Annotated in this window: 16 protein-coding genes and 1 pseudogene; 6 read left to right on the plus strand and 11 right to left on the minus strand. The window is 49.8% G+C overall.

What is annotated here, in order from left to right:
* The 4 genes and pseudogenes from ACOJTG_RS06765 to ACOJTG_RS06780 form a co-directional block, all read right to left on the minus strand.
* Window positions 1-670: pseudogene (locus ACOJTG_RS06765) on the minus strand (hypothetical protein); the annotation flags it as partial.
* Between the two features lie 198 nt (window positions 671-868).
* On the minus strand, window positions 869-2,116 hold the full coding sequence (gene fabF / locus ACOJTG_RS06770; RefSeq protein ID WP_420153107.1) for a beta-ketoacyl-ACP synthase II: 1,248 nt from the start codon (window positions 2,114-2,116) through the stop codon (window positions 869-871).
* 12 nt (window positions 2,117-2,128) lie between these two features.
* Window positions 2,129-2,680: a TetR/AcrR family transcriptional regulator gene (locus tag ACOJTG_RS06775; protein ID WP_420153108.1), complete on the minus strand. Its 552-nt coding sequence runs from the start codon at window positions 2,678-2,680 to the stop codon at window positions 2,129-2,131.
* Between the two features lie 228 nt (window positions 2,681-2,908).
* Window positions 2,909-4,342, minus strand: coding sequence for an APC family permease (locus ACOJTG_RS06780; protein ID WP_420153109.1), 1,434 nt, complete (start codon window positions 4,340-4,342; stop codon window positions 2,909-2,911).
* Window positions 4,343-4,595: 253 nt separating this feature from the next.
* On the opposite strand from ACOJTG_RS06780, the gene ACOJTG_RS06785 reads away from it, so the two are divergent.
* Window positions 4,596-5,153, plus strand: coding sequence for an HD domain-containing protein (locus ACOJTG_RS06785; protein ID WP_420153110.1), 558 nt, complete (start codon window positions 4,596-4,598; stop codon window positions 5,151-5,153).
* Between the two features lie 265 nt (window positions 5,154-5,418).
* Here ACOJTG_RS06785 and ACOJTG_RS06790 read toward each other — a convergent pair whose 3' ends face one another.
* The 6 genes from ACOJTG_RS06790 to ACOJTG_RS06815 all read right to left on the minus strand — a co-directional run bounded on the left by ACOJTG_RS06790 (window position 5,419) and on the right by ACOJTG_RS06815 (window position 13,387).
* Window positions 5,419-6,636, minus strand: coding sequence for a PQQ-dependent sugar dehydrogenase (locus ACOJTG_RS06790; RefSeq protein ID WP_420153111.1), 1,218 nt, complete (start codon window positions 6,634-6,636; stop codon window positions 5,419-5,421).
* Between the two features lie 336 nt (window positions 6,637-6,972).
* Complete coding sequence (locus ACOJTG_RS06795; protein WP_420153112.1) at window positions 6,973-8,115, minus strand: Gfo/Idh/MocA family protein; 1,143 nt, start codon at window positions 8,113-8,115, stop codon at window positions 6,973-6,975.
* A gap of 310 nt (window positions 8,116-8,425) precedes the next feature.
* Window positions 8,426-9,970 carry an aldehyde dehydrogenase (NADP(+)) gene (locus tag ACOJTG_RS06800; RefSeq protein WP_420153113.1) on the minus strand — a complete coding sequence of 515 codons (1,545 nt, stop codon included), beginning with the start codon at window positions 9,968-9,970 and terminating at the stop codon, window positions 8,426-8,428.
* 126 nt (window positions 9,971-10,096) lie between these two features.
* Window positions 10,097-11,338 (minus strand): NAD(P)/FAD-dependent oxidoreductase, encoded by a 1,242-nt coding sequence (locus tag ACOJTG_RS06805; RefSeq protein ID WP_420153114.1) that lies wholly within the window; start codon window positions 11,336-11,338, stop codon window positions 10,097-10,099.
* Between the two features lie 37 nt (window positions 11,339-11,375).
* Complete coding sequence (locus ACOJTG_RS06810; protein ID WP_420153115.1) at window positions 11,376-12,383, minus strand: 4-hydroxyproline epimerase; 1,008 nt, start codon at window positions 12,381-12,383, stop codon at window positions 11,376-11,378.
* An 89-nt stretch (window positions 12,384-12,472) separates the two neighbouring features.
* Window positions 12,473-13,387 (minus strand): dihydrodipicolinate synthase family protein, encoded by a 915-nt coding sequence (locus tag ACOJTG_RS06815; RefSeq protein WP_104714988.1) that lies wholly within the window; start codon window positions 13,385-13,387, stop codon window positions 12,473-12,475.
* 137 nt (window positions 13,388-13,524) lie between these two features.
* Between ACOJTG_RS06815 and ACOJTG_RS06820 the strand changes: the two genes are divergently transcribed.
* The 3 genes from ACOJTG_RS06820 to ACOJTG_RS06830 all read left to right on the plus strand — a co-directional run bounded on the left by ACOJTG_RS06820 (window position 13,525) and on the right by ACOJTG_RS06830 (window position 15,687).
* Window positions 13,525-14,379 carry a helix-turn-helix domain-containing protein gene (locus tag ACOJTG_RS06820; RefSeq protein WP_420153116.1) on the plus strand — a complete coding sequence of 285 codons (855 nt, stop codon included), beginning with the start codon at window positions 13,525-13,527 and terminating at the stop codon, window positions 14,377-14,379.
* A 191-nt stretch (window positions 14,380-14,570) separates the two neighbouring features.
* Window positions 14,571-15,422, plus strand: a complete 852-nt coding sequence (locus ACOJTG_RS06825; RefSeq protein WP_420153117.1) for an oxidoreductase — start codon at window positions 14,571-14,573, stop codon at window positions 15,420-15,422.
* Between the two features lie 19 nt (window positions 15,423-15,441).
* Window positions 15,442-15,687: an Atu4866 domain-containing protein gene (locus ACOJTG_RS06830; RefSeq protein WP_094811542.1), complete on the plus strand. Its 246-nt coding sequence runs from the start codon at window positions 15,442-15,444 to the stop codon at window positions 15,685-15,687.
* Between the two features lie 57 nt (window positions 15,688-15,744).
* Here ACOJTG_RS06830 and ACOJTG_RS06835 read toward each other — a convergent pair whose 3' ends face one another.
* Window positions 15,745-16,371 (minus strand): pyridoxamine 5'-phosphate oxidase family protein, encoded by a 627-nt coding sequence (locus ACOJTG_RS06835; protein WP_420153118.1) that lies wholly within the window; start codon window positions 16,369-16,371, stop codon window positions 15,745-15,747.
* An 82-nt stretch (window positions 16,372-16,453) separates the two neighbouring features.
* Here ACOJTG_RS06835 and ACOJTG_RS06840 point away from each other — a divergent pair, with 82 nt between their 5' ends.
* The gene (locus ACOJTG_RS06840; protein ID WP_420153119.1) at window positions 16,454-17,914 is read left to right on the plus strand and encodes a PLP-dependent aminotransferase family protein; all 1,461 of its coding nucleotides are present in this window, start codon (window positions 16,454-16,456) and stop codon (window positions 17,912-17,914) included.
* Window positions 17,915-18,790: 876 nt separating this feature from the next.
* Window positions 18,791-18,997: a hypothetical protein gene (locus tag ACOJTG_RS06845; RefSeq protein WP_420153120.1), complete on the plus strand. Its 207-nt coding sequence runs from the start codon at window positions 18,791-18,793 to the stop codon at window positions 18,995-18,997.
* The last annotated feature ends 683 nt before the right edge of the window (window positions 18,998-19,680 follow it).

The raw sequence follows: 19,680 nt of genomic DNA on the forward strand, positions 1-19,680 counted from the left end.
TTTGCAGGCCCGTGAGTTCTTTAGTCGTCGTGTTTAAAACCACCAAAGCTCCCTGTAAGGATTCGTTGGCAGTGCCCGGTACAACAGAAGGTAGCGTCAGGTCATCCGTATTTAGCAAAACGGGTTTTTCCGGAAACGTCAGATTCGCCGTAATGGACAAACCGCGTACGTAAAATTCATTCAACCCTTTTTTGAGCGAAACGGGCAGGTGCAGATAACCCATGCTGTACGGATCGCCCATGTGCAGCTCGCCATTGACGTAAACCTGACTGTTGCCTTTAATATTCAGCAGGGCCGTCTGGGCTTTAGGCGAGGTGTAGGTCAGATACAGGTAACCCCCGTTACCGCCAATGCCACCGCGAAGGCTCCCCGGCGTAATACCTGGTCCGGCCGGACCTCCCGAGCTACGAAACGAATTCATCCGGGCTCGCAGGCGTTTGGTGCTGTCGGCTTCGATGGCTTGCCATTTAATTTCTGAATCAGAACCCGGTGTTTTCAGCTGCTTCGTGTGCATCTGGTACACCAGTTCGTCGGTATAAATGGCTTCGCGGCCGTACCGCTGCGGCAGGGTAGCCACCCAGCCTTTCGTGAAGTGGTATACTTGCTGGGCGTAGCTTTCCGTGAATCCCAGGGAAAGAGCCAACGCCCCAATGAGTAAGGGTTTACGCATGAAAAAATAGATTAAAGAGCAGGAATAGTCTTCGCCAGGCTTGTCAAAAGACTCGCAAATTAATCCCTTCCATGCGGGTTGCCACGGACCATACGCCAAATAAGGGCCAAACCGCTTTTTCTGCCTACTAAAGCCTTTTAAGTAGCGAATGAATCAGAAAACGAACGAGCCTTTCCCCGTGGAAAAGACTCGTTCGTTTTAGCCTCTAAACTTTTTGAAAACGACAATACCATTGTGTCCACCGAAGCCAAACGTATTGCTCATGGCGACCTCAACTGCCAGCTCCCGAGCCTCGCCCCGTATGATTGGCAAGTCTGCCGGAACCTGTGGATCCAGTTGTTCAGTATTGATGGTAGGAGGAATAAGGCTGTTTTTAATCGCCAGTATACAGGCAATGGCTTCAACGGCTCCCGCTGCTCCCAGCAAGTGCCCTGTCATCGACTTGGTAGCACTGAGGTGTAAATGCCGGGGATCGTTACCAAAGAGCCCCTGAATCGCGTTGATTTCACTCAAATCGCCCACGGGCGTTGAAGTCGCGTGGACATTCAGGTAATCGACGGCTTCGAGCGGAAGTTCGGCATCTTTCAAAGCCAATTTCATGGCCTGCATAGCCCCGATGCCTTCGGGGTGCGTGGCGGTCATGTGGTACGCATCTGCCGTCATGGCTGCCCCACCGAGTTCAGCGTAAATGCGGGCACCCCGGGCTTTGGCATGTTCGTACTCTTCCAGAATCAGGGCACCCGCTCCTTCGCCCATAACAAAGCCGTCGCGAGCTACATCAAACGGCCGCGAAGCCGTAGCTGGATCATCATTTCGCGTGGACATGGCTTTCATCGCCGCAAAACCTCCCACCGATGCTTCCGTAATGGGAGCTTCCGAACCACCCGTCACCATCACCTTGGCCTTACCCCAACGGATGTAGTTGAAGGCATCCATAATAGCGGTATTCGACGTGGCACAGGCGGATACGGTGGTGTAATTGATCCCCATGAGCCCATGTTTGATCGAGATCATGCCCGAAGCCATGTTGACAATGAGTTTGGGAACAAAAAAGGGATTGAATCGGGGTTTAAACTGACCTAAGGTATATTCTTTGACCTGCTCTTCGAAGGTTTCCATCCCGCCCTGACCGGAGCCCCAGATGACGCCCGTATCAAAGGGATCCATGGTACTGAAATCGAGTCCAGAATCCGCAATGGCCTGATCGGCGGCAATGAGAGCGTACTGGGTGAAAGGATCGGTACGGCGGATTTCATTTCTGTCCAGATAATCTGACGCCCGGAAATCCTTGAGTTCACAGGCAATCTGCGTGCGAAAGGCCTCGGGATTAAATTTGGTAATACGGGCGGCTCCGCTCGTACCCGCAATGAGGTGGTTCCAGAAATCTGAAACGGTATTGCCCAGGGGCGTTAGGGCACCAAGCCCCGTAATGACTACGCGATTCATCGGTATGTTGAATTAGAATAAGTCCTGAAGCAGTTGTGGGGTCGTTTGTGAAAGGGTATCTTCTTCGAAAACGCGGGAAAGCAGTAGGGAAGAGATCAGATGGGAAACTACCATCATCGCCCGAATTCGGGCCTCACCTTCAAAATGGAATTGTTGCTTTTGCCGCCCCTGTTCGAGGCGTTCAGTAAGCCAGTCGATAATGCTTGTACACATCTGGTGCAGACCCTGTTGCATACCAGCCGGTAGCGTACCAAAATCAGGACTTAGTGAACCCATCAGGCAGACCAGGCCCTGCTGCTGCCATTGCCCAAAGGTGGTGACAAACGCCTCTACCTGTTGGCATTCTGGTAAAGAAGACCACTGACGGAAGGCTTCTTGCATAGCCGTCGTACCTTCCGTAATGACGCTAATGCCCAGAGCTTCCTTCGATGGAAAATGGTAATGAATGGCCGCGTTTTTGATTTGCAGGGGTCCGGCAATGTCGGCAAAACTAAAAGCATTGTAGCCTTTGGTTTGAATCAGGATACGGGCCAGTTCCTGTATTTTTTCTCGGGTATCAGCCATATACAACCTCTCTTTTCAAATATTTACTTACTATTAAGTAAGTGCAAAAGTAAAAAGTTTTTCTGAATGGAAAAGAAAGTAGGTCTACTAAAATTGTATTCGGCCCAAGCGTACGAAAGAAACTTATCAAGGCCTTGTCAACCAGGCCATTAAGTAGGGTGGTGTTTCAGAAAAATAAAAAAAGGCCTCCGGTTTCCCGGAAGCCTTTACGTAAGAAGTGTTAGAACACTACGCCTCAATCGGTTCTTTTTTTCGCATGACCAGATAGTACACCGGAATTCCCAATAGAATCAACCCCAGACCCGGAAGGGTATACTGAGCTTCGAAAATCAACAGCAGTACCGCCAGAAATAAGGCCACAACGATATAGATGATCGGCAAATACGGGTATCCAAAAGCCCGGTAGGGGCGGGGGGTATCGGGTTGCTTGACCCGTAGTATGTAAATACCCAGAATTGTGAGGATATAGAAAATCAGTACGCCAAAAATGACCAGAGCCAACAGACGGTTGTACTCACCCGTCAGGCAAAGTAAACTCGCCCAGGCACATTGAATCCAGAGACTGTAGGCGGGAACTTTGTTTTTGTTGAGCAGACCTGCCTTGTGAAAAAACAGTCCATCCTTCGCCATGGTGTAGTACACGCGGGCACCGGAAAGAATCAATCCGTTGTTACAGCCAAACGTGGAAATCATAATCATGATGGCAATGGCGATGGTCCCCCAGGAGCCAAAAATGTAATCAGCGGCAACGACGCCTACGCGGTCATTCGGGGCAAAGGCCATTTCGGACAAGGGTACAACAGCCAGGTACATGACATTGGTGAGTACGTATAAGAAGGTCACAATCAGCGTACCGAGTACCAGACTCAAGCCGATGTTTTTCTGCGGATTTTTTACTTCCCCCGCAATGGATGTAATGGAATGCCAGGAATCACTCGAAAACAAAGTGCCTTTCATGGCGACGGCGATGGCTCCGAAAAAAGCGAGTCCCGACAGAGCGGTACTTTCGATTTGCCCATTAGTCTGGGTCAGGGCCGACAGCGTCCAGGCATTTTGCCAGTTCTGTTCCCACACCTCGGCTTTGGCTCCCCAAATCAACCCGGCGATGGTTAAACCGACCAAAGAGAGAATTTTAACCGTAGTGAGGATCGTCTGTACAGCAACGCCATTTTCTACACCCCGGCTGTTGATGTACGTCAGAAAGACAATCGTCCCAATGGCAACCAACTGAGCCGCTGATAGCTGAAATCCACCCAGACTCAACAGAATTTCTTTCTCACTAACCGCCGGAATCAGGTACGCCGTAAATTTGGCAAAAGCTACGCCTACCGCTGCAATGGTACCGGTTTGTATGACGGTAAAAAAAGCCCATCCGTACAGGAAACCCACTAGCGAACCATAGGCTTCCCGCAGGTAGATGTACATGCCGCCCGCCCGGGGAAACATGGCTGCCAGCTCTCCGTAACTAACCGCCGCAATGATGGTAACGACTCCCGCTAGCAACCACATCGCCAGCATATAACCCGCTCCGCCGACACTGCGGGTAATTTCCGCACTCACAATGAAAATTCCGGACCCGATCATCGAACCCGCCACGACCATCGTCGCATCAAATAAATTGACTCGGGGCTTAAAACCCGTGTCCTGAGGTACAGTTGCCATGCAGAATTGAAAACTAATGATCTTTTGTTTGTCGAGATAGTGCCGCTATTTTATTTGGTACAAATGGCAACTAGTGTAAATAACGCTAGCAGGCGGCTATTTTTAAAATACTTCGTTTAATTATAGTCGTAAGCCGGAAATGCGTCTACGCGTCGCAGTGGAAGACAAGGCTGTACCCGTGCAAGACCCTACAGAACCGAAACATGGTCTGCAATTTTTAGGAAAAAGCGAAAACGAATAGGCAGGTACAGTCATGGAAACCTTAGAAAAAATTCAGGAATTTGCCCGTCAGGCTCACGAGGGGCAACGGCGGAAATATGCCGACGAACCGTATATCAACCATCCCATTCGGGTGATGCAGGTGTGTGAAGAATATTCTGCGGAACTACCGGTATTGGCGGCAGCTTTATTACACGATGTCCTGGAAGATACGGAGCTAACCGCCGAGGAAATGCTGGAATTTCTGTCGGGTGTCATGGAAGAAGCCGAGGTACGACGAACCTTGAAATTAGTACAGGAACTAACCGACGTATATACCCATGCGGACTATCCGGGTCTGAATCGGGATCAACGAAAAAGTCGGGAAGCAGAACGAATGGCTAAAGTCAGCCCGGCCGCTCAGACGATCAAGTACGCGGATATTCTGGATAATAGTCGGGATATTGTCGAATCGAAATCTGATTTTGCTCCGAAGTACCTGATTGAATCCAAAGCCTTACTCCAACGCATGACGCGGGGCGACAAGACCCTCCACAAACGAGCGGCCGAAGCCGTAGGACAAGGTTTGCTTAAGGTGCGAGGCAGAAAATGAAGGGGGAGATGTACCGGTTTTTCATTTCTAAACGAAATCTCTAATCAAGGTCACCCGCTACCGCCTGTGGGGAGATGGTGAATGATCCTTAACGGATCAAACTTGTACCAGTTTCCCTTCTGAATCGAATGTCCAACCCCGGAGGGGTTCAACCTGAATAGCCCCGTATGCAATGCGGGGTACAGGGACGCACCATTCCTACAGAATATCCGTATAAAAAGAGCGGCCTTCTATCGATAGAAGGCCGCTCTTTTTATAGAAAGAATTACTGACGCGAAATACGATAAATCACCCCATTCGTATCATCCGAAACCAGCAACGAGCCATCCGCGTGTACGGCTACACCAACGGGTCGGCCAATGTGAGAACGATTATTATCAACGAGGAAGCCCGTCAGAAAATCTTCAAACCGTACGGGTTTTCCGTTTTCAAAGTGCATCCGCACTACGCTATAACCCGAAGGCTTACTCCGATTCCAGGAACCCCGCATGGCTACGAACGCATCGCCCTGGTAATCGCTGGGAAACTGTGAGCCCGTATAAAACGCCATTTGCATGGGGGCCGCGTGAGCCTGATACGTCAGCGAGGGCTTGGTAGAAAGTTGCGAGTACTGTTGGTAGGTAGTGTCTCCGGGAGGGCGAGTACCGGGATTATATTTTCCGTCCTCATAAATGTAAGGCCACCCATATACGCCATTTTCCTTGATGAGGTTCACCTCTTCTTTTTGTTCTTCATCTCCCAGCCAGTCAATTCCATGATCCATTCCCCAGAATTCCTTGGTTTCAGGGTGCCAGCCAAAGCCGATGGTATTCCGTAACCCTTTGGCATAGATCTTCATATTCGATCCGTCGGCATTCATACGCACCATCGTAGCATGCATGGCATTGGGTTCGGGGCACGAGTTACAGGTACTGCCAATGGAGAAGTACATCAGTCCGTCGGGACCAAAGGCAAGTGTACGGTTGGGGTGTTGCCCACCATCGGGCAAGCCGGATTTAATCAGTTTGGGTTGACTCAGCGTACCATCCGAATTAATATCGGCTACGTACAGATCCTGAACTGCCGCGATGTAGAGTTTCGAGTTATGAATAGCTAATCCGTGGGCCTGCTTGATACTGGCTACCATTTGTTTGCGTTCAGCTACGCCATCCTTGTCTTTATCTTCCAGGAGCGTAACCATGCCAGCATCGCGATCCGATACATACACATAACCCTGCGAACTGACGGCCAGAATACGAGGCTTGCCCACTTCTTGAGCAAACGCCTGTACCTTAAATCCAGCGGGTACTTTCAATTGTTGGATGCGTTCGGGTGTAGCCGGTACCAGGGCCGGACGAAATACATAACCTGTGACCTGAGCAGAAGTCGGTTCCTCGTCGGTTTCCGGAATAAAAGAATCCCAGAATCCACTGCCTTTGCTGCAACTCAGACCAATAACGCCCGCCAGTGCAGCTCCTAAGAATAATGTAGTTCTTGTTTTCATTGAATTGGATAGAATAAGGGTTTTATAGAGTAAAGCGTGGGAATGCGTTGCCGTTTACGTAGGTTGGAGGTTTGAGTTAGTTTAAGGTTTGATGAAGTTCTAGGTTTGAAAGTTTGATCTGGTATCAGGTTTGATTGATTGATACACGAGTCTGATCAGGCGAAACCTGTAATGATTTGAAGTTTGATTACGATCAGATTTGAAGGATTCATTCGGTGTAAAAAGCATTCAGGAAACCTCAGTTTTTACCGGAAAACTTTAGTTCAAACTCGATCAAACCTGATACCTGCTCAAACACCATTCAAACTTTCAACCCTCAAACCAAATCAAACCCCCTTAAGCAGGAATCTCGACCCGTCTGCCTGTCTTCATCGCCTCGTAAATAGCGTTGATGATTTTTACGTCCTGACGCCCCATTTCCCCCGGTACGGGCGTGGGTCGCTTTTTCGTAATGGCTTCGGCGAAGTCGTCCATTTGTAGGGCTTGCTGATTGACTTTAGGGAGGTCCATTTTTCCCTGGGATGTTTCGCCTTTCTGGCCGGAGTAACCGTAGGCGGGTTTTAGTTCGAAAAATCCTTTATCGGCCTCGGCCCGTAACAGATTCATGTCTTCTTCGTAGCTGCTTTTGCACTCGGCAATCACGCCACCCGGCATTTCCATTTCCCAGCTCAGCGATGCTTCTACTTCTTTGAAGAATTCCTTGTCTTTCTTCGGACCTTCTTTCGCTCGTACGGCTAGTGGTTCCTGGCCAGTCGTGTACCGTACGGCTTGAATGCAGTAAATGCCTACATCGGGCAATGGGCCCCCTCCCGAAAGTTCTTTGTCAACTCGCCAGCCTTCAGTACCATTCATGCCATTTTCGGCTTTGATTTTTTTCAGATTACCGAAGGTTTTGGTTTCGGCCAGGCGTACCATTTCCAGATTATACGGTTCAAAGTGAAGGCGATAGCCAATCGAAAGCATTTTTCCGGCTTCCTTGCAGGCGGCAATCATCTGGTCGCATTCGGCTACGGTAAGGGCCATCGGTTTCTCACAGATGACATGTTTGCCCGCCTTGGCGGCTCGTACCGTATATTCGGCGTGCATGCTATTAGGGAGTACCACGTAGACAATGTCAATGTCTGGATTATCCTTGATCGTATCGAAAGTCTCGTAGTTATAAATGTTCTTCTCGGGAATGTCGTATTTCTTTTTCCACTTCTCTGCCTTTTCGGGCGTGCCCGTAACAATCCCGGCCAGGTAACACTGATTGGTTTCCTCCAAAGCCGGAGCCAGCTGTTCTTCACTGTACTTACCCAAGCCAACCAGAGCAATGCCCAGTTTACCTTTCTTCTTTTCTTCGTTTTGGGCGGACTGTTTTTTAGCTTCTTTTGATTGATCAGATTTGCTTTGGCAGGCTATTAGAAGGCCGCTGCCAGCCATACTGGTATACGCAATGCCGTTCGAAACGGTTTGAATAAAGCTTCTGCGGGTTACCATAGCGTTGAGTTTATAGTGGTTGATGAACGTACGGAAAAGGAAGAGAATAAGGCAAATTTCTGAAAGCCAGTACAGGCGGAATACTGGGAAATCCAAAAACGTATAGCAAACCGTTAAAAAACAGTGCCTGCTTTTGTTTGCGTAAACAGACTTTCTTGAAGAAGTAGGAACTGGCGGAGAATGGGTAAAAGCCTACCTATAATCAGAGCGTTGATCGCGTAGAAAAGAAATTAGCCAGATTACCTCAACAAAAAATCCCAGCCGGCTACAGGCTGGGATTTTTAACTATTTAATAAGAAGCGGGATAGTCTTACTTCTGCGTAACGCCATCCCAAAGCCGCCAGATCGACAGCGGGTTTGTATCCTTCAATTCCTCTGGAAGTAAAGCCTGCGGAAAACCCTGATAACATACGGGTCGGGCAAAGCGACGAATGGCATTCGTGCCTACGGACGTCGAGCGAGCATCGGTCGTGGCCGGGAAGGGACCACCGTGGTGCATGGCGTGACTTACTTCCACTCCCGTCGGGAAGGCATTGATAATTACCCGGCCCGCTTTTTGTTCGAGGATAGCCAGCAAATCGCCGTATTGTAGCAGTTCTTCTTCCGTACCGTAAACCGTGGCGGTCAAATGACCTTCCAAGGAATGAGCCAACGCCAGCATTTCTTCCGGATCATCGGCCTCAACAATAATACTGCTGGGACCGAATACTTCCTCCGCCACCGCCGGATTCGCCAGCAATGCTTTGGCCGTACTGGTCAGCAGTACGGGGCGGGCTAGGGCGTAACCTTCCGTCGCATCCGATTCACCCAGTACCTGCACGTCTCCGTGGCTGGTCAGGTGTGAAATGCCCTGATGAAAAGCTTCGCGAATCGCCTTCGTCAGCATGGACGTTGGTTTGACCTGCGTAATGGCTTGTTGAGCCTGGGCTTTAAATTGTTCCGTAGCTTCCGAAGCCGTGACAATGCTCAAGCCGGGATTCGTACAAAACTGACCCGTACCGAGCGTCGTAGAAGCCACGTAAGCCTGAGCCAGAGCTGCTCCCTGTTCTTTCAGAATCTGGGGCAAAAAGAAAACCGGATTCGTGCTACCCATTTCAGCGTACACCGGAATGGGTTCGGGGCGACGGGCTGCTGCGTCGAAAATGGCTTTACCGCCCCGGAACGATCCCGTAAAACCAATGGCTTTAATAGCGGGATGATTCACCAGGGCCTGGCCCGTTTCGTTGGTTCGACCCTGAATGCAGAGGAACGTATCTTCGGGCAGATTGCACTTTTGTACCGCCGTTCGAATGGCTCCGGCTACCAGCTCCGAGGTGCCGGGGTGAGCTGGGTGAGCTTTCACCACCACCGTACAACCCGCAGCGAGAGCCGAAGCGGTATCGCCACCCGCGACGGAAAAGGCCAGCGGAAAATTACTGGCTCCAAAAATACCGACGGGTCCCAGCGGTCGCAGCATTTGCCGCAAATCGGGGCGGGGTAGGGGCTGACGCTCGGGCAGGGCCGGATCAATGCGGGCATCTACCCAGGAGCCTTCCCGTACGTAGCTGGCAAAGAGGCGTAGCTGACCCGTCGTACGGCCGCGTTCGCCCGTCAGACGGGGCAGGGGCAGAGCCGTTTCGGCCTGAGCCCGTTCCAACAGAGCATCGCCTAAGGCTTCAATTTCAAGGGCAATCTGTTCGAGAAATTCGGCTTTTGTACGTCCGGATACGTTTCGGTATTCGGCGAAGGCTGCTGCCGAACGATGACCGTAGTCCGTAATCTGTTCGAGACTCGTTTCAATGAATTTACCCGGCAGGATTTCGCCCGTGGCCGGATTGATGGCTTGAAAAGAATGTTCTATCGTAGCTTGTGACATGCCAGTACTTGAGTTTATAGAGGTTTTCGAACGCGTATACGACCCGTTGTGCGTGGGGCTGGAAATACAGGGCCATAGCCAAAGGACGAGTGGCGTCGCGGTTTCACCCCTAGCAGCTACCTGCGTTTACTGAAAGCGGGACGGACGAAACGCTGCTACATCCATACTCAGGGATTGCCCCGTAATGATTTCGCTCACGAGCTTGCCCGTACCGGGTCCCAGACTTAGGCCCATCATGCCGTGACCCGTGGCAAGGGTTACGTTTTGATACGCCGGAATGCGGCCAATGTAGGGTAACCCATCGGGTGAGCAGGGTCGCAGACCTTTCCAGACGACTTCCCGGGCGGGCAAATCTACGCGAATACCCGGATAATATCGTTGAATCGACTGACTGATTCCCTGTACGCGTTTCATATTGACGGAAAGATCGGTACCGTTGATTTCCATGGTACCGGCAATCCGCAGATCCTGACCCATGGGCGTGGCCGTAGCCCGGGCTTCCAGCATAATGGCCGGTACCCGCACCTGAGGACTTTGGTCTTTCAATAGAAAACTATAGCCTTTTCCACCCTGCAGGGGCAGATTGAGTTGCAGACTTTTCACGACTTCCGGCGACCAGGCTCCCCCCGCGATGACTACTTCATCCACGGGATACTGTTCGCCACCCGCCCGAATGGCCGTTACGCGGGAGCCATTCATGGCAAAACCCTCTACGCGATGGTTTTCCAGAAACTGAACGCCTTTCCTTTTCAAATCGGCAATCAGCGTTTCCATAACCCGTCGGGGTGTTACGTGAGCATCACCGGGATAGTAGACGGCTCCGTGTACCGTCACTTCCGCATCGGGTTCCAGGGCCTGTACCTGTTTCTGATCCAGCATACGAGCTTCAATGCCCGACTGGTTGGCCAGATCCGCTTCGTGTTGTAATTCATGTTCCGCACTAGCCGTTTGATACAGCATCAGCAAACCACGTTCGTGCCAGCCAAAATCCATCGTTTGGGCCAGTTGCTGATACATGGTTTTGCTGAGTAAACTAATATCCCGTAAAGCCGGAATGGAGTACTGGACGTGCTCGTTGGTCGAGTGTTTGTAAAACAGCCAGCCCCAGCGAATCAAATCCGCGTTGAGCCGGGGCTTTACGTAAAAAGGACTTGTCGGCTGAAGCATCCAGCGAAGCCCTTTGGCAATCATACCCGGCTGAGCCAGCGGTACAATGTGGCTGGGCACAATCATACCGGCATTTCCGTACGAGCAGCCGTCGGCCAGTACGGTCTGGTCAAAAACGGTCACGGCGTACCCGGCTTCCCGCAGGTAATGAGCCGTACTTAAGCCAATAATGCCTCCGCCAACAATTCCGATGTGTTGCATGTGTTTTGGGGTGACGAGCGGCCGCTCGTTTTATAAGTTAAATGACCTGAAAGCCAAAGGCGTATGGGTCGTCTTCGTCGATGATGAGGTGGTTGTAGCCGTGAATGCGGGCCCAACCTTCAATACTGGGTACAATGGCCGGTTTTCCAGCCAGTTCGGTTTCGGCTTCGATTCTGCCATTGAAAATCGATCCGATGATGCTTTCATGGACGAAGGTATCGCCGGGCTTGAGTTTGCCCTGAGCGTACCACTGAGCCATGCGGGCCGAAGTACCGGTGCCACAGGGCGAACGGTCAATCGCTTTATCGCCGTAAAAAACGGCATTGCGGGCCGTAGAGGTTTCTTTCAAAGTAGCACCCGTCCAGAGAATGTGACTCAGGCCGCGAATCGTATCGTTTTCGGGGTGAACGAAACTGTACTGTTCATTCAGGCGAACCCGTAAGACGCGGGCCCAGCTAATGAGCTGATCGGCACTGAAATGCTCCAGACCCGGAAAATTGGCCTGTACATCCACAATACCGTAGAAATTACCGCCGTAGGCTACATCCAGGGTTAAGGTACCCAGATCCGGGCATTCGACCGTAAGACCTTCCGCCGCCAGATAGGATTTGATGTTGGTGATTTTCACCGACGTCACCTTGCGGCCTTCCTGTACATACTCGGCTCGTACTAGTCCGGCGGGTACTTCCAGATTCAGTACGCCGGGCGTTTTAGGCCGAATCAGGTTTTGTTCGATGGCTACCGTAACCGTACCGATGGTACCGTGTCCGCACATGGGCAAACAGCCGGAGGTCTCGATAAAGAGTACACCCGCGTCGTTGGCTGGGTCAATGGGCGGGTACAGAATGCTTCCCGACATCATGTCGTGACCCCGGGGTTCGAACATCAGACCCTTACGAATCCAGTCGTATTCCCGGAGGAAGTGCTGTCGTTTTTCGCTCATGGACTCTCCCTGCAAAAAAGGGATACTCCCGCCCGTGACGACCCGTACGGGGTTGCCGCAGGTATGGGCATCAATACAGAAAAAATGATACGCTGTAGACATCGTTCAAAAATTGCCAAAGATCCTAATGATTGAACTGTGCCAGCTTTGGACCGACACAGTTCAAGGAAAAATAGCCTTTAATGGCTGGATTAAGCAGGAACCGCAAGACTGGGGCGATTTGCCATCGCCCGATCGATGATGCCCTGTACGTGAGCCCGTTCTTCGCCGACAAGCGGTAGACGCGGAGCCCGTACGTATTCGGAACCGATGCCCGTAGCCACGGCAGCCAATTTAATATTTTGAACAAGTTTGGGGTGAATATCAAGTTCCAGCAAGGGCATGAACCACTGATACAATTCAAAGGCTTCTTTGATTTTGCCCTGCTGAGCCCACTCGTAAAGGGCTACGGTTTCGGCCGGGAAGGCATCTACCAGTCCGCCTACAATGCCATCGACACCAAGTACGGCTGATTCCAGAATCTGCGTATCTACGCCGCCCATGATTTTGAAGCGATCGCCGAAGGCATTCCGCATCCGAATCACGTTGGTCAGGTCACGGGTCGATTCTTTCACGGCTTCAATGTTCGGAATCTGAGCCAGTTCCTGGAACATCGGTACGGTGATGTGAATTTTGTAATCCACCGGGTTATTATACAGCATGATCGGCAGCTTCGTTGACTCGGCTACGCTGCGGAAAAATTCTACCGTTTCGCGGGAATCCGCGAAGTACCGCATGGGAGGCAATAGCATCAAACCATCCGCTCCGTTCGCTTCCGCTTCCTGAGCAGCGGCGATGGCATCACGCGTGGCCTGTTCGGCAATATTCACGATAACCGGTACCTGTCCGTCGCAAACTTGCAGGGCTCTTTCGAGTAATTGCAGTTTTTCGGGGCGAGTCAGCGTACTGGTTTCTCCCAGTGATCCGCCAATGATCAGACCCCGTACGCCGGCGTCGATCTGAGCCCGGAGGTTGGTTTCAAACAGATCCAGATCCAGCGTGTCCTCAGCAGTAAAGGGCGTAAGCAGTGCAGGGTAAATTCCCTGCCAGGTAACGGCAACGTTCATATTGTAGAAGGGGCTTAAATGTTAGCTCAAAGGTCCGAAAGGTTTAGCTGCCTTCATTGCTCGGATTTGATTGGGTTTAATACTTTTTTCACTACTTTTATAGAGCTTTCCAATAAATCGACCAAATAAATATCAGTATGAAGCCCCTGTTCTTTCGCGTACCCAGTGTCGATCAGCGTTCGTTTCGAATTCAGAAGGAAAATGGACCCAGCTTTTACGGGCAATTACACTTCCATCCCGAAATCCAGCTTACCCTGATCGAAAAAGGCGAAGGAACCTTAGTAGTAGGTAATCGAATTGATCGCTTTCAGCCCTATGATCTGTTGTTGCTGGGCAGTAATCTGCCGCACGTCCTGCGGAGTACGCCCCTGGCGGGGAATGAGCAGGCCGTTTCTACTTCCATCTTATTTATGGGTGAACCGTTCGAGCAACAGTTACTGGCTTTTCCAGAAATGGTGCACCTAAAACAGTTATTGTCCGAAGCTCGGCACGGCGTCCGACTACAGGTCTCCGCTGAGGACACGCTCGTGCGGGAATTCGAGCAACTGCCGGAACTACGCCCCTTTCAGCAGTTTCTATTTTTGGTACGGATGCTTGATCAATTGGCAGGGAACCAGCAACGGGAAATTCTGTCTCGTATGGCTTACGAACGACCCAGCCGCCCCGATGATCACCAGCGACTCGAACGAATCTTCTCGTACATTCTCCAACACTACGCCGCTCCGATTGGGCTGGAAGAGGTGGCCAATGTAGCCAACCTGACACCGGGGGCTTTTTGCCGCTTCTTCCGGCAGCATACGCGAAAAACCTTTTCGCATTTACTCAACGAAGTACGCATTGAACACGCCTGTCGGCTCCTTCGCGAGTCCCGCGAATCGATTAGTGAGATCGCTTTTCAGTGCGGATATACCAATCTGTCCAATTTCAACCGCCGATTTAAAGAGATTACGGGAATGCCCCCCCGCGAGTACGTACGGACGTATCGGATGTAAAGAGGAATCAGAATTTTTGTTACTATAAGGATAGATAAAATCGGCTTTTATGGTTGTCAATCTTTCTTCGTAGCAAGAATGGCTCGATAGATTCCTTCTTTGTTTGAATTTTGCAAGTATTGGTTTGTTTGCTGTAAGCTGCTGCCGCTGAGGGGCTTGTACTTTTGCAGTGTACAAAAAACAAACATATTATGAACGCTGCCAACGTATGGTTCGTCACAGGAGCCTCACAAGGACTGGGATTACTACTCACCCAAAAATTAGTACAGGAAGGCTATCGCGTAGCGGCCACCTCTAGAAAGTTAGAGACGCTAATCAATGAAATAGGTCCGGCTTCGGATCAGTTTTTACCCTTACAGGTTTCGTTAACAGAACCAGCCAGCGTACAGGAAGCCGTTGCTCAAACCATAGCCACCTTCGGACGCATCGACGTGGTCGTGAACAATGCTGGATACGGACAATTTGGTACGCTCGAAGAACTGAGCGACGAAGAAGCTCGTAAGAATTTTGACATTAACGTCTTCGGTTCACTTAATGTCATTCGCGAAGTGATGCCTCATCTTCGGAATCAGCAATCGGGACACATTTTCAATATCGCTTCGATTGGTGGATATACGGCCAATTTTGCGGGTTGGGGTATCTACTGTGCTACGAAGTTTGCCGTAGCCGGTTTTACGGAATCGCTGGCGGCGGAGGCGAAATCATTCGGTATTCATGCCACGGTAGTGTATCCAGGGTATTTCCGTACCAATTTCCTGACCCAGGAATCCATGGCTACGCCGGCTCGCCGTATCGAAGCGTATGCCGAAGCTCAGGCCTCTTTGTCGGCTCACCGGGAGGACATTAACGGTAACCAGCCCGGCGATCCGGCAAAAGCCGTAGCAGCCTTGATTACCGTAGCTACTACGCCAAATCCACCCCTGCATTTGTTTTTGGGAAGTGACGCTTACGGAATGATGCAGGAAAAAATGGCCGCCGTACAAACAGATGTAGAAGCCTGGAAAGACCTCACCCTTTCTACGGATTTTAGTACGGAAGCCTAACGAGTTCCCAACCAAAGCCATGAAAACAAACAATTCTTACGTGGGCATGTGGGTAACGAAAGACGGATACATCCGGCATGAACTATTGCCCAATGGCCGCTACGATGAAGCCCGGGGTACTCGCAAGAGTGCGTATCAGGGCCGGTATACCCTCACGGGGGATCACATTGATTACGTGGACGATACGGGTTTTACGGCCGACGGTGATTTCCGGGACGGAATTCTGTATCATGCCGGAATGGTTCTGTACCGGGAAGAAAAGTAAACGAACTTCATCTTCATACAAACGCCCAGCGTCCTGATCAGGACGCTGGGCGTTTTTTTATGACATTAAATGTTCGGGCAAAGGAATGACCTGACTACTTTCGTCGGCTACCGGAGCGAGCCGCTGTTGTTGGATCGGAATAACACCCGACCAGATGGGCAGGTCCTTATCTTCCGGTTCGTCGATGGGCATGCCCGTCCGGATTTTCGCCGAAGCCTGATCGATTTTAAAAGCCAGAACCGTTGTTTTGCGTAATTCACTGTTAGTCATTGGCCGCAGGTACTCCCAGCTATTGGGTACTATTTTATCGGTTAGCCATTCGAGAGCTGCTTTTTTAAGGTCGATCTCTTCTATCTTTTCGGCTTCGGCAAAGAGGATTACGGAACGGTAATTCACCGTATGCGAAAAGGCGGACTTGGCAATCACTAATCCATCCATTAAGATTACGGAAACGCAAACGGGTAGGCCTTTTTCAATCGTACGAATAAAGTGACTGCCTACTGAACCATGGATGTAAATCTTGTCTTCGTAGCGGACAAAAGCCGTAGGAATGGAGTAGGGCTGGTTATCTACGCAATAGCTGATGGTGCAGTACAAGGCCTCATCAAGGATAGGGTAAATAGTTTCGGCATCAAAATGAGCCTTTTTAGCATCCCGACTGGGAATAAGTTTCGGAGTATTCATTCGGCTGTTTTTTTGACAAAAGTGTAGCTTTGCTGGATTATGCTACGCATCCATTTTTGACAAACCGAGTAGTCCAATTTTTATGCAGCCTTTAGCTACTCTCCTTCAGATTCATCGGCACGATCACCAGCCCCTTTACCTCCAGCTTGCCGCTCAACTGACGGATCTGATCCGGAAGGGCATCCTGCGGCCGGAGTATCGCCTACCCAGTACGCGAGCGTTAGCGTCGGGATTGGCCATTCACCGAAAAACAGTGATACAGGCGTATGATGAACTCATCGCCCAAGGTTGGTTACAAACGCAGGTAGGAAGTGGTACCTTCGTGAGCCGACATTTACCGGAATTGTCTCCCCGGCCACTAGTAAATTCCGACGTTTTCGATCCTGCCAAGCAGGCGGGATTTTCTTTTCAGTCAACGCCGCATCTGGATCGGCCTCCGCTAAAGGCACAAGCCCGCTATCACTTGGATGATGGGTTTCCCGATGCCCGACTGGCTCCCGTGCTGGAATTGTCTCGGGCGTATCGATCGCAGGTACTGGCTTCCAATCCGTACGTACGACTCGGGTATAATGATCCGAGTGGATCCCGCTGGCTACGGGAGGAGTTGGCCGCGTATCTACATGCCACCCGTGGTCTGCGGGCGGAGCCCGAAAATATACTGATTGTGCGGGGTACCGTGATGGGCGTTTATCTGGCTAGCACCGCGTTGCTTCAGCCTGGAGACGCAGTGGCCATCGAAGAATATAGCTGGTCGGGGGCTCGCATGAATTTCCTGCAGGCGGGAGCCCAGCTTATTCCCGTACCCGTAGATGCGTACGGAATTGACGTAGATGCTTTAGAACGGATATGTCAGCAACGACCCCTACGAATGTTATACGTAACCTCGCATCATCAGTATCCCACTACCGTACCCTTACGAGCGGACCGTCGCATGCGGTTACTGGCTTTAGCTCAGGCCTACAAGTTCATTGTTTTTGAGGACGATTACGACTACGATTTTCATTACGAAAGCAAGCCACTTTTTCCGCTCGCCAGTGCTGATTCGGGGGGTATGGTACTCTATAGTGGCTCATTCACTAAAACCATTTCGCCAGCCTTTCGGGTCGGGTATCTGGTGGGACCGGAAAATGTGATTCAGCACCTGTCTAAACTCCGCCGTGTCATTGATCGCCAAGGAGATACCGTTCTTGAAAACGCCATGGCTGAGTTGTTACATACGGGCGTTATTCAACGACACATCCGCAAATCCCTACGCATTTATCGCCAAAGGCGAGATCTGTTTTGTGAGGCTTTGCAAACGGAATTGGGCAGCGTAGTCGACTTTCGAAAACCGGAAGGAGGAATGTCCGTCTGGACCACGTTTGATTCGAGCATTAATCTCGTACGCTTGGCAGAAAAAGCTCTCCAAAAAGAGCTGTATTTATCCAATGGAACGGCTCATGAGTCCGTTTTCCGAAAAGAAAACGTGGCTCGTCTGGGTTTTGCTTCCTCTACGGAAGAAGAACTAATACAGTGTATTCGAATTCTTAAATCTGTAATTTAAAAAGGTATAAATGTAGATAGCTAAGGTTTTAACCAACCGCTAAGGATCATCAAGTAAATAACAAAACCAGCCACAAACGTAGCTACTGCCATCAGACGAATTCTATTCAATTTACGTTCGCACATTTCCTGGCGAACGACAGCTGGTATATGTAATACGGCGGTATCAGGATTTAAAGGGTCGGTCGCCTGGACCTGAGACTTTGTCCATAAGATTCGTTTCATCTTCTTTTCCTCTTGCTTTCGGACTGATAAAGTGATGGGACACTAACCAATGTTCATCTTCTTGGTGAAAAGAATTTTGTTCATCGCTAGGTACGTAGGCACGCCGTAACTCCCAGCAAATCCATAAAAACCAACACACGGTGTAACTACTGATTATTGCTGCCCAAATCATAGATGTATTCATTTGGGATAACGAGTAAAAAAGTCGTATTCGCTTGGTTGAGGAAGTGTCAACGAAGCAGATTGGGGAAATGCTTGCCCGACCTTAGGTATGCCCTTACCAGTGCTAGAAATGCGTTTGAAAAATAGGAAGTCCTGGTAAATGATAGTCTAGCCCAAAAAAAGCTCATTTCGTATAAATCGTATAGTAATACCGTTCAAAAGGAAAACTGTTTTAACGAACTGTTGCAGAAGACATTAAAGGTAATTTCTTGTAAGTAAGAACGTTTGCAACCGCCAGGCAGACGTATACAAACCCAGTGTCCGCCAACGCTGGGTTTTGTATGGATACATGAAGGAAGAGTAAGTAGCTTCTGTAAAGGCATTAGGCCTATTGAAAAGGAAGCAGGCGTCTTTTTCAGGCATTTTTACTAGGAATGATACCGTCTTTTTTGTCTATTTGCCGAAAAAAGTAGAAACCAATTTTATTACCATGGCTACTAACTCATACAATGATCAGAGTGATTTAACTCCTGTATACGTTGTGATCGGCTTTTTGATCGTATTGTCACTGATCATGTTACCCTTTTTCGATTACACGAATGCTCCCCTCACGCCTGCAACCACTACGGGTGACGTGAGTCTGGATGCCGCTTCTCCGAAAGTAAGCTTACCGAAAGAAGCTGCTGCCAATCATTAATAAAAAAACCTCTCAAATTTGAGAGGTTTTTTTATGCTCCTTCTCTTTCCTTCCCCCGACGCCCCATCGCTTTTCGTATAGTGCCCTAGTGAACGTTTTCAAAGCTTTTTGGTAGCTAATTCTTTGTCGTTCATTGCTTTCCTGCAAGCTACTTTCACGGCGTACGACACATTTTATACCGTGCGGCGGATACAACTTTAGCCTTTTCTGATTTATTTTTGTAGGCGTATCCATGATTAGTAACTCGTAAAGCTACCTAACTATACATCTTATGTTAACGTTCATTTCCGATAGTTGCAACTATTTTATATTGATCTGTGCGGTTTTGGGTATCCACTTCTACTTAAAAGTACACGGTCGAAATAAAGTTAAAAATGTCCGGCTGAAGGGTTTTTATGATCTGGGGCTAACCCTCGTTTGTGTCCTGGGAATAGCATTCTGGCTGGTTTGGTTCTGGACTTCCAAATTCATTTAGTTACTACTGACTTGGTGTTTGATACCCTTTGCTTCGAACGACGAATCAAGGGGTATTTTTGTTTTTTAGCCCAACGAATCGTGCCATTATCCGTGTAATTGTATTAAAAATATATAAGTAATTATTCCTGAATATTGGTAGTGATTTAATTGTTAATTTCATTCAAAAAAGAGACTGTTATACTTTATAAAAAAGAAAATACAGGTCT

This window comes from Siphonobacter sp., assembly GCF_048595215.1.
GTDB lineage: Bacteria > Bacteroidota > Bacteroidia > Cytophagales > Spirosomataceae > Siphonobacter.

Excerpts from the sequence above, each read along its gene's own strand:
- ACOJTG_RS06810 (WP_420153115.1), bottom strand. The coding sequence starts at position 12,383 with ATGTCTACAGCGTATCATTTTTTCTGTATTGATGCCCATACCTGCGGC.
- ACOJTG_RS06795 (WP_420153112.1), bottom strand. The coding sequence starts at position 8,115 with ATGGTAACCCGCAGAAGCTTTATTCAAACCGTTTCGAACGGCATTGCG.
- ACOJTG_RS06835 (WP_420153118.1), bottom strand. The coding sequence starts at position 16,371 with ATGAATACTCCGAAACTTATTCCCAGTCGGGATGCTAAAAAGGCTCAT.
- ACOJTG_RS06820 (WP_420153116.1), top strand. The coding sequence starts at position 13,525 with ATGAAGCCCCTGTTCTTTCGCGTACCCAGTGTCGATCAGCGTTCGTTT.
- ACOJTG_RS06825 (WP_420153117.1), top strand. The coding sequence starts at position 14,571 with ATGAACGCTGCCAACGTATGGTTCGTCACAGGAGCCTCACAAGGACTG.
- ACOJTG_RS06775 (WP_420153108.1), bottom strand. The coding sequence starts at position 2,680 with ATGGCTGATACCCGAGAAAAAATACAGGAACTGGCCCGTATCCTGATT.
- ACOJTG_RS06840 (WP_420153119.1), top strand. The coding sequence starts at position 16,454 with ATGCAGCCTTTAGCTACTCTCCTTCAGATTCATCGGCACGATCACCAG.
- fabF (WP_420153107.1), bottom strand. The coding sequence starts at position 2,116 with ATGAATCGCGTAGTCATTACGGGGCTTGGTGCCCTAACGCCCCTGGGC.
- ACOJTG_RS06815 (WP_104714988.1), bottom strand. The coding sequence starts at position 13,387 with ATGAACGTTGCCGTTACCTGGCAGGGAATTTACCCTGCACTGCTTACG.
- ACOJTG_RS06830 (WP_094811542.1), top strand. The coding sequence starts at position 15,442 with ATGAAAACAAACAATTCTTACGTGGGCATGTGGGTAACGAAAGACGGA.
- ACOJTG_RS06800 (WP_420153113.1), bottom strand. The coding sequence starts at position 9,970 with ATGTCACAAGCTACGATAGAACATTCTTTTCAAGCCATCAATCCGGCC.
- ACOJTG_RS06845 (WP_420153120.1), top strand. The coding sequence starts at position 18,791 with ATGGCTACTAACTCATACAATGATCAGAGTGATTTAACTCCTGTATAC.
- ACOJTG_RS06785 (WP_420153110.1), top strand. The coding sequence starts at position 4,596 with ATGGAAACCTTAGAAAAAATTCAGGAATTTGCCCGTCAGGCTCACGAG.
- ACOJTG_RS06790 (WP_420153111.1), bottom strand. The coding sequence starts at position 6,636 with ATGAAAACAAGAACTACATTATTCTTAGGAGCTGCACTGGCGGGCGTT.
- ACOJTG_RS06780 (WP_420153109.1), bottom strand. The coding sequence starts at position 4,342 with ATGGCAACTGTACCTCAGGACACGGGTTTTAAGCCCCGAGTCAATTTA.
- ACOJTG_RS06805 (WP_420153114.1), bottom strand. The coding sequence starts at position 11,338 with ATGCAACACATCGGAATTGTTGGCGGAGGCATTATTGGCTTAAGTACG.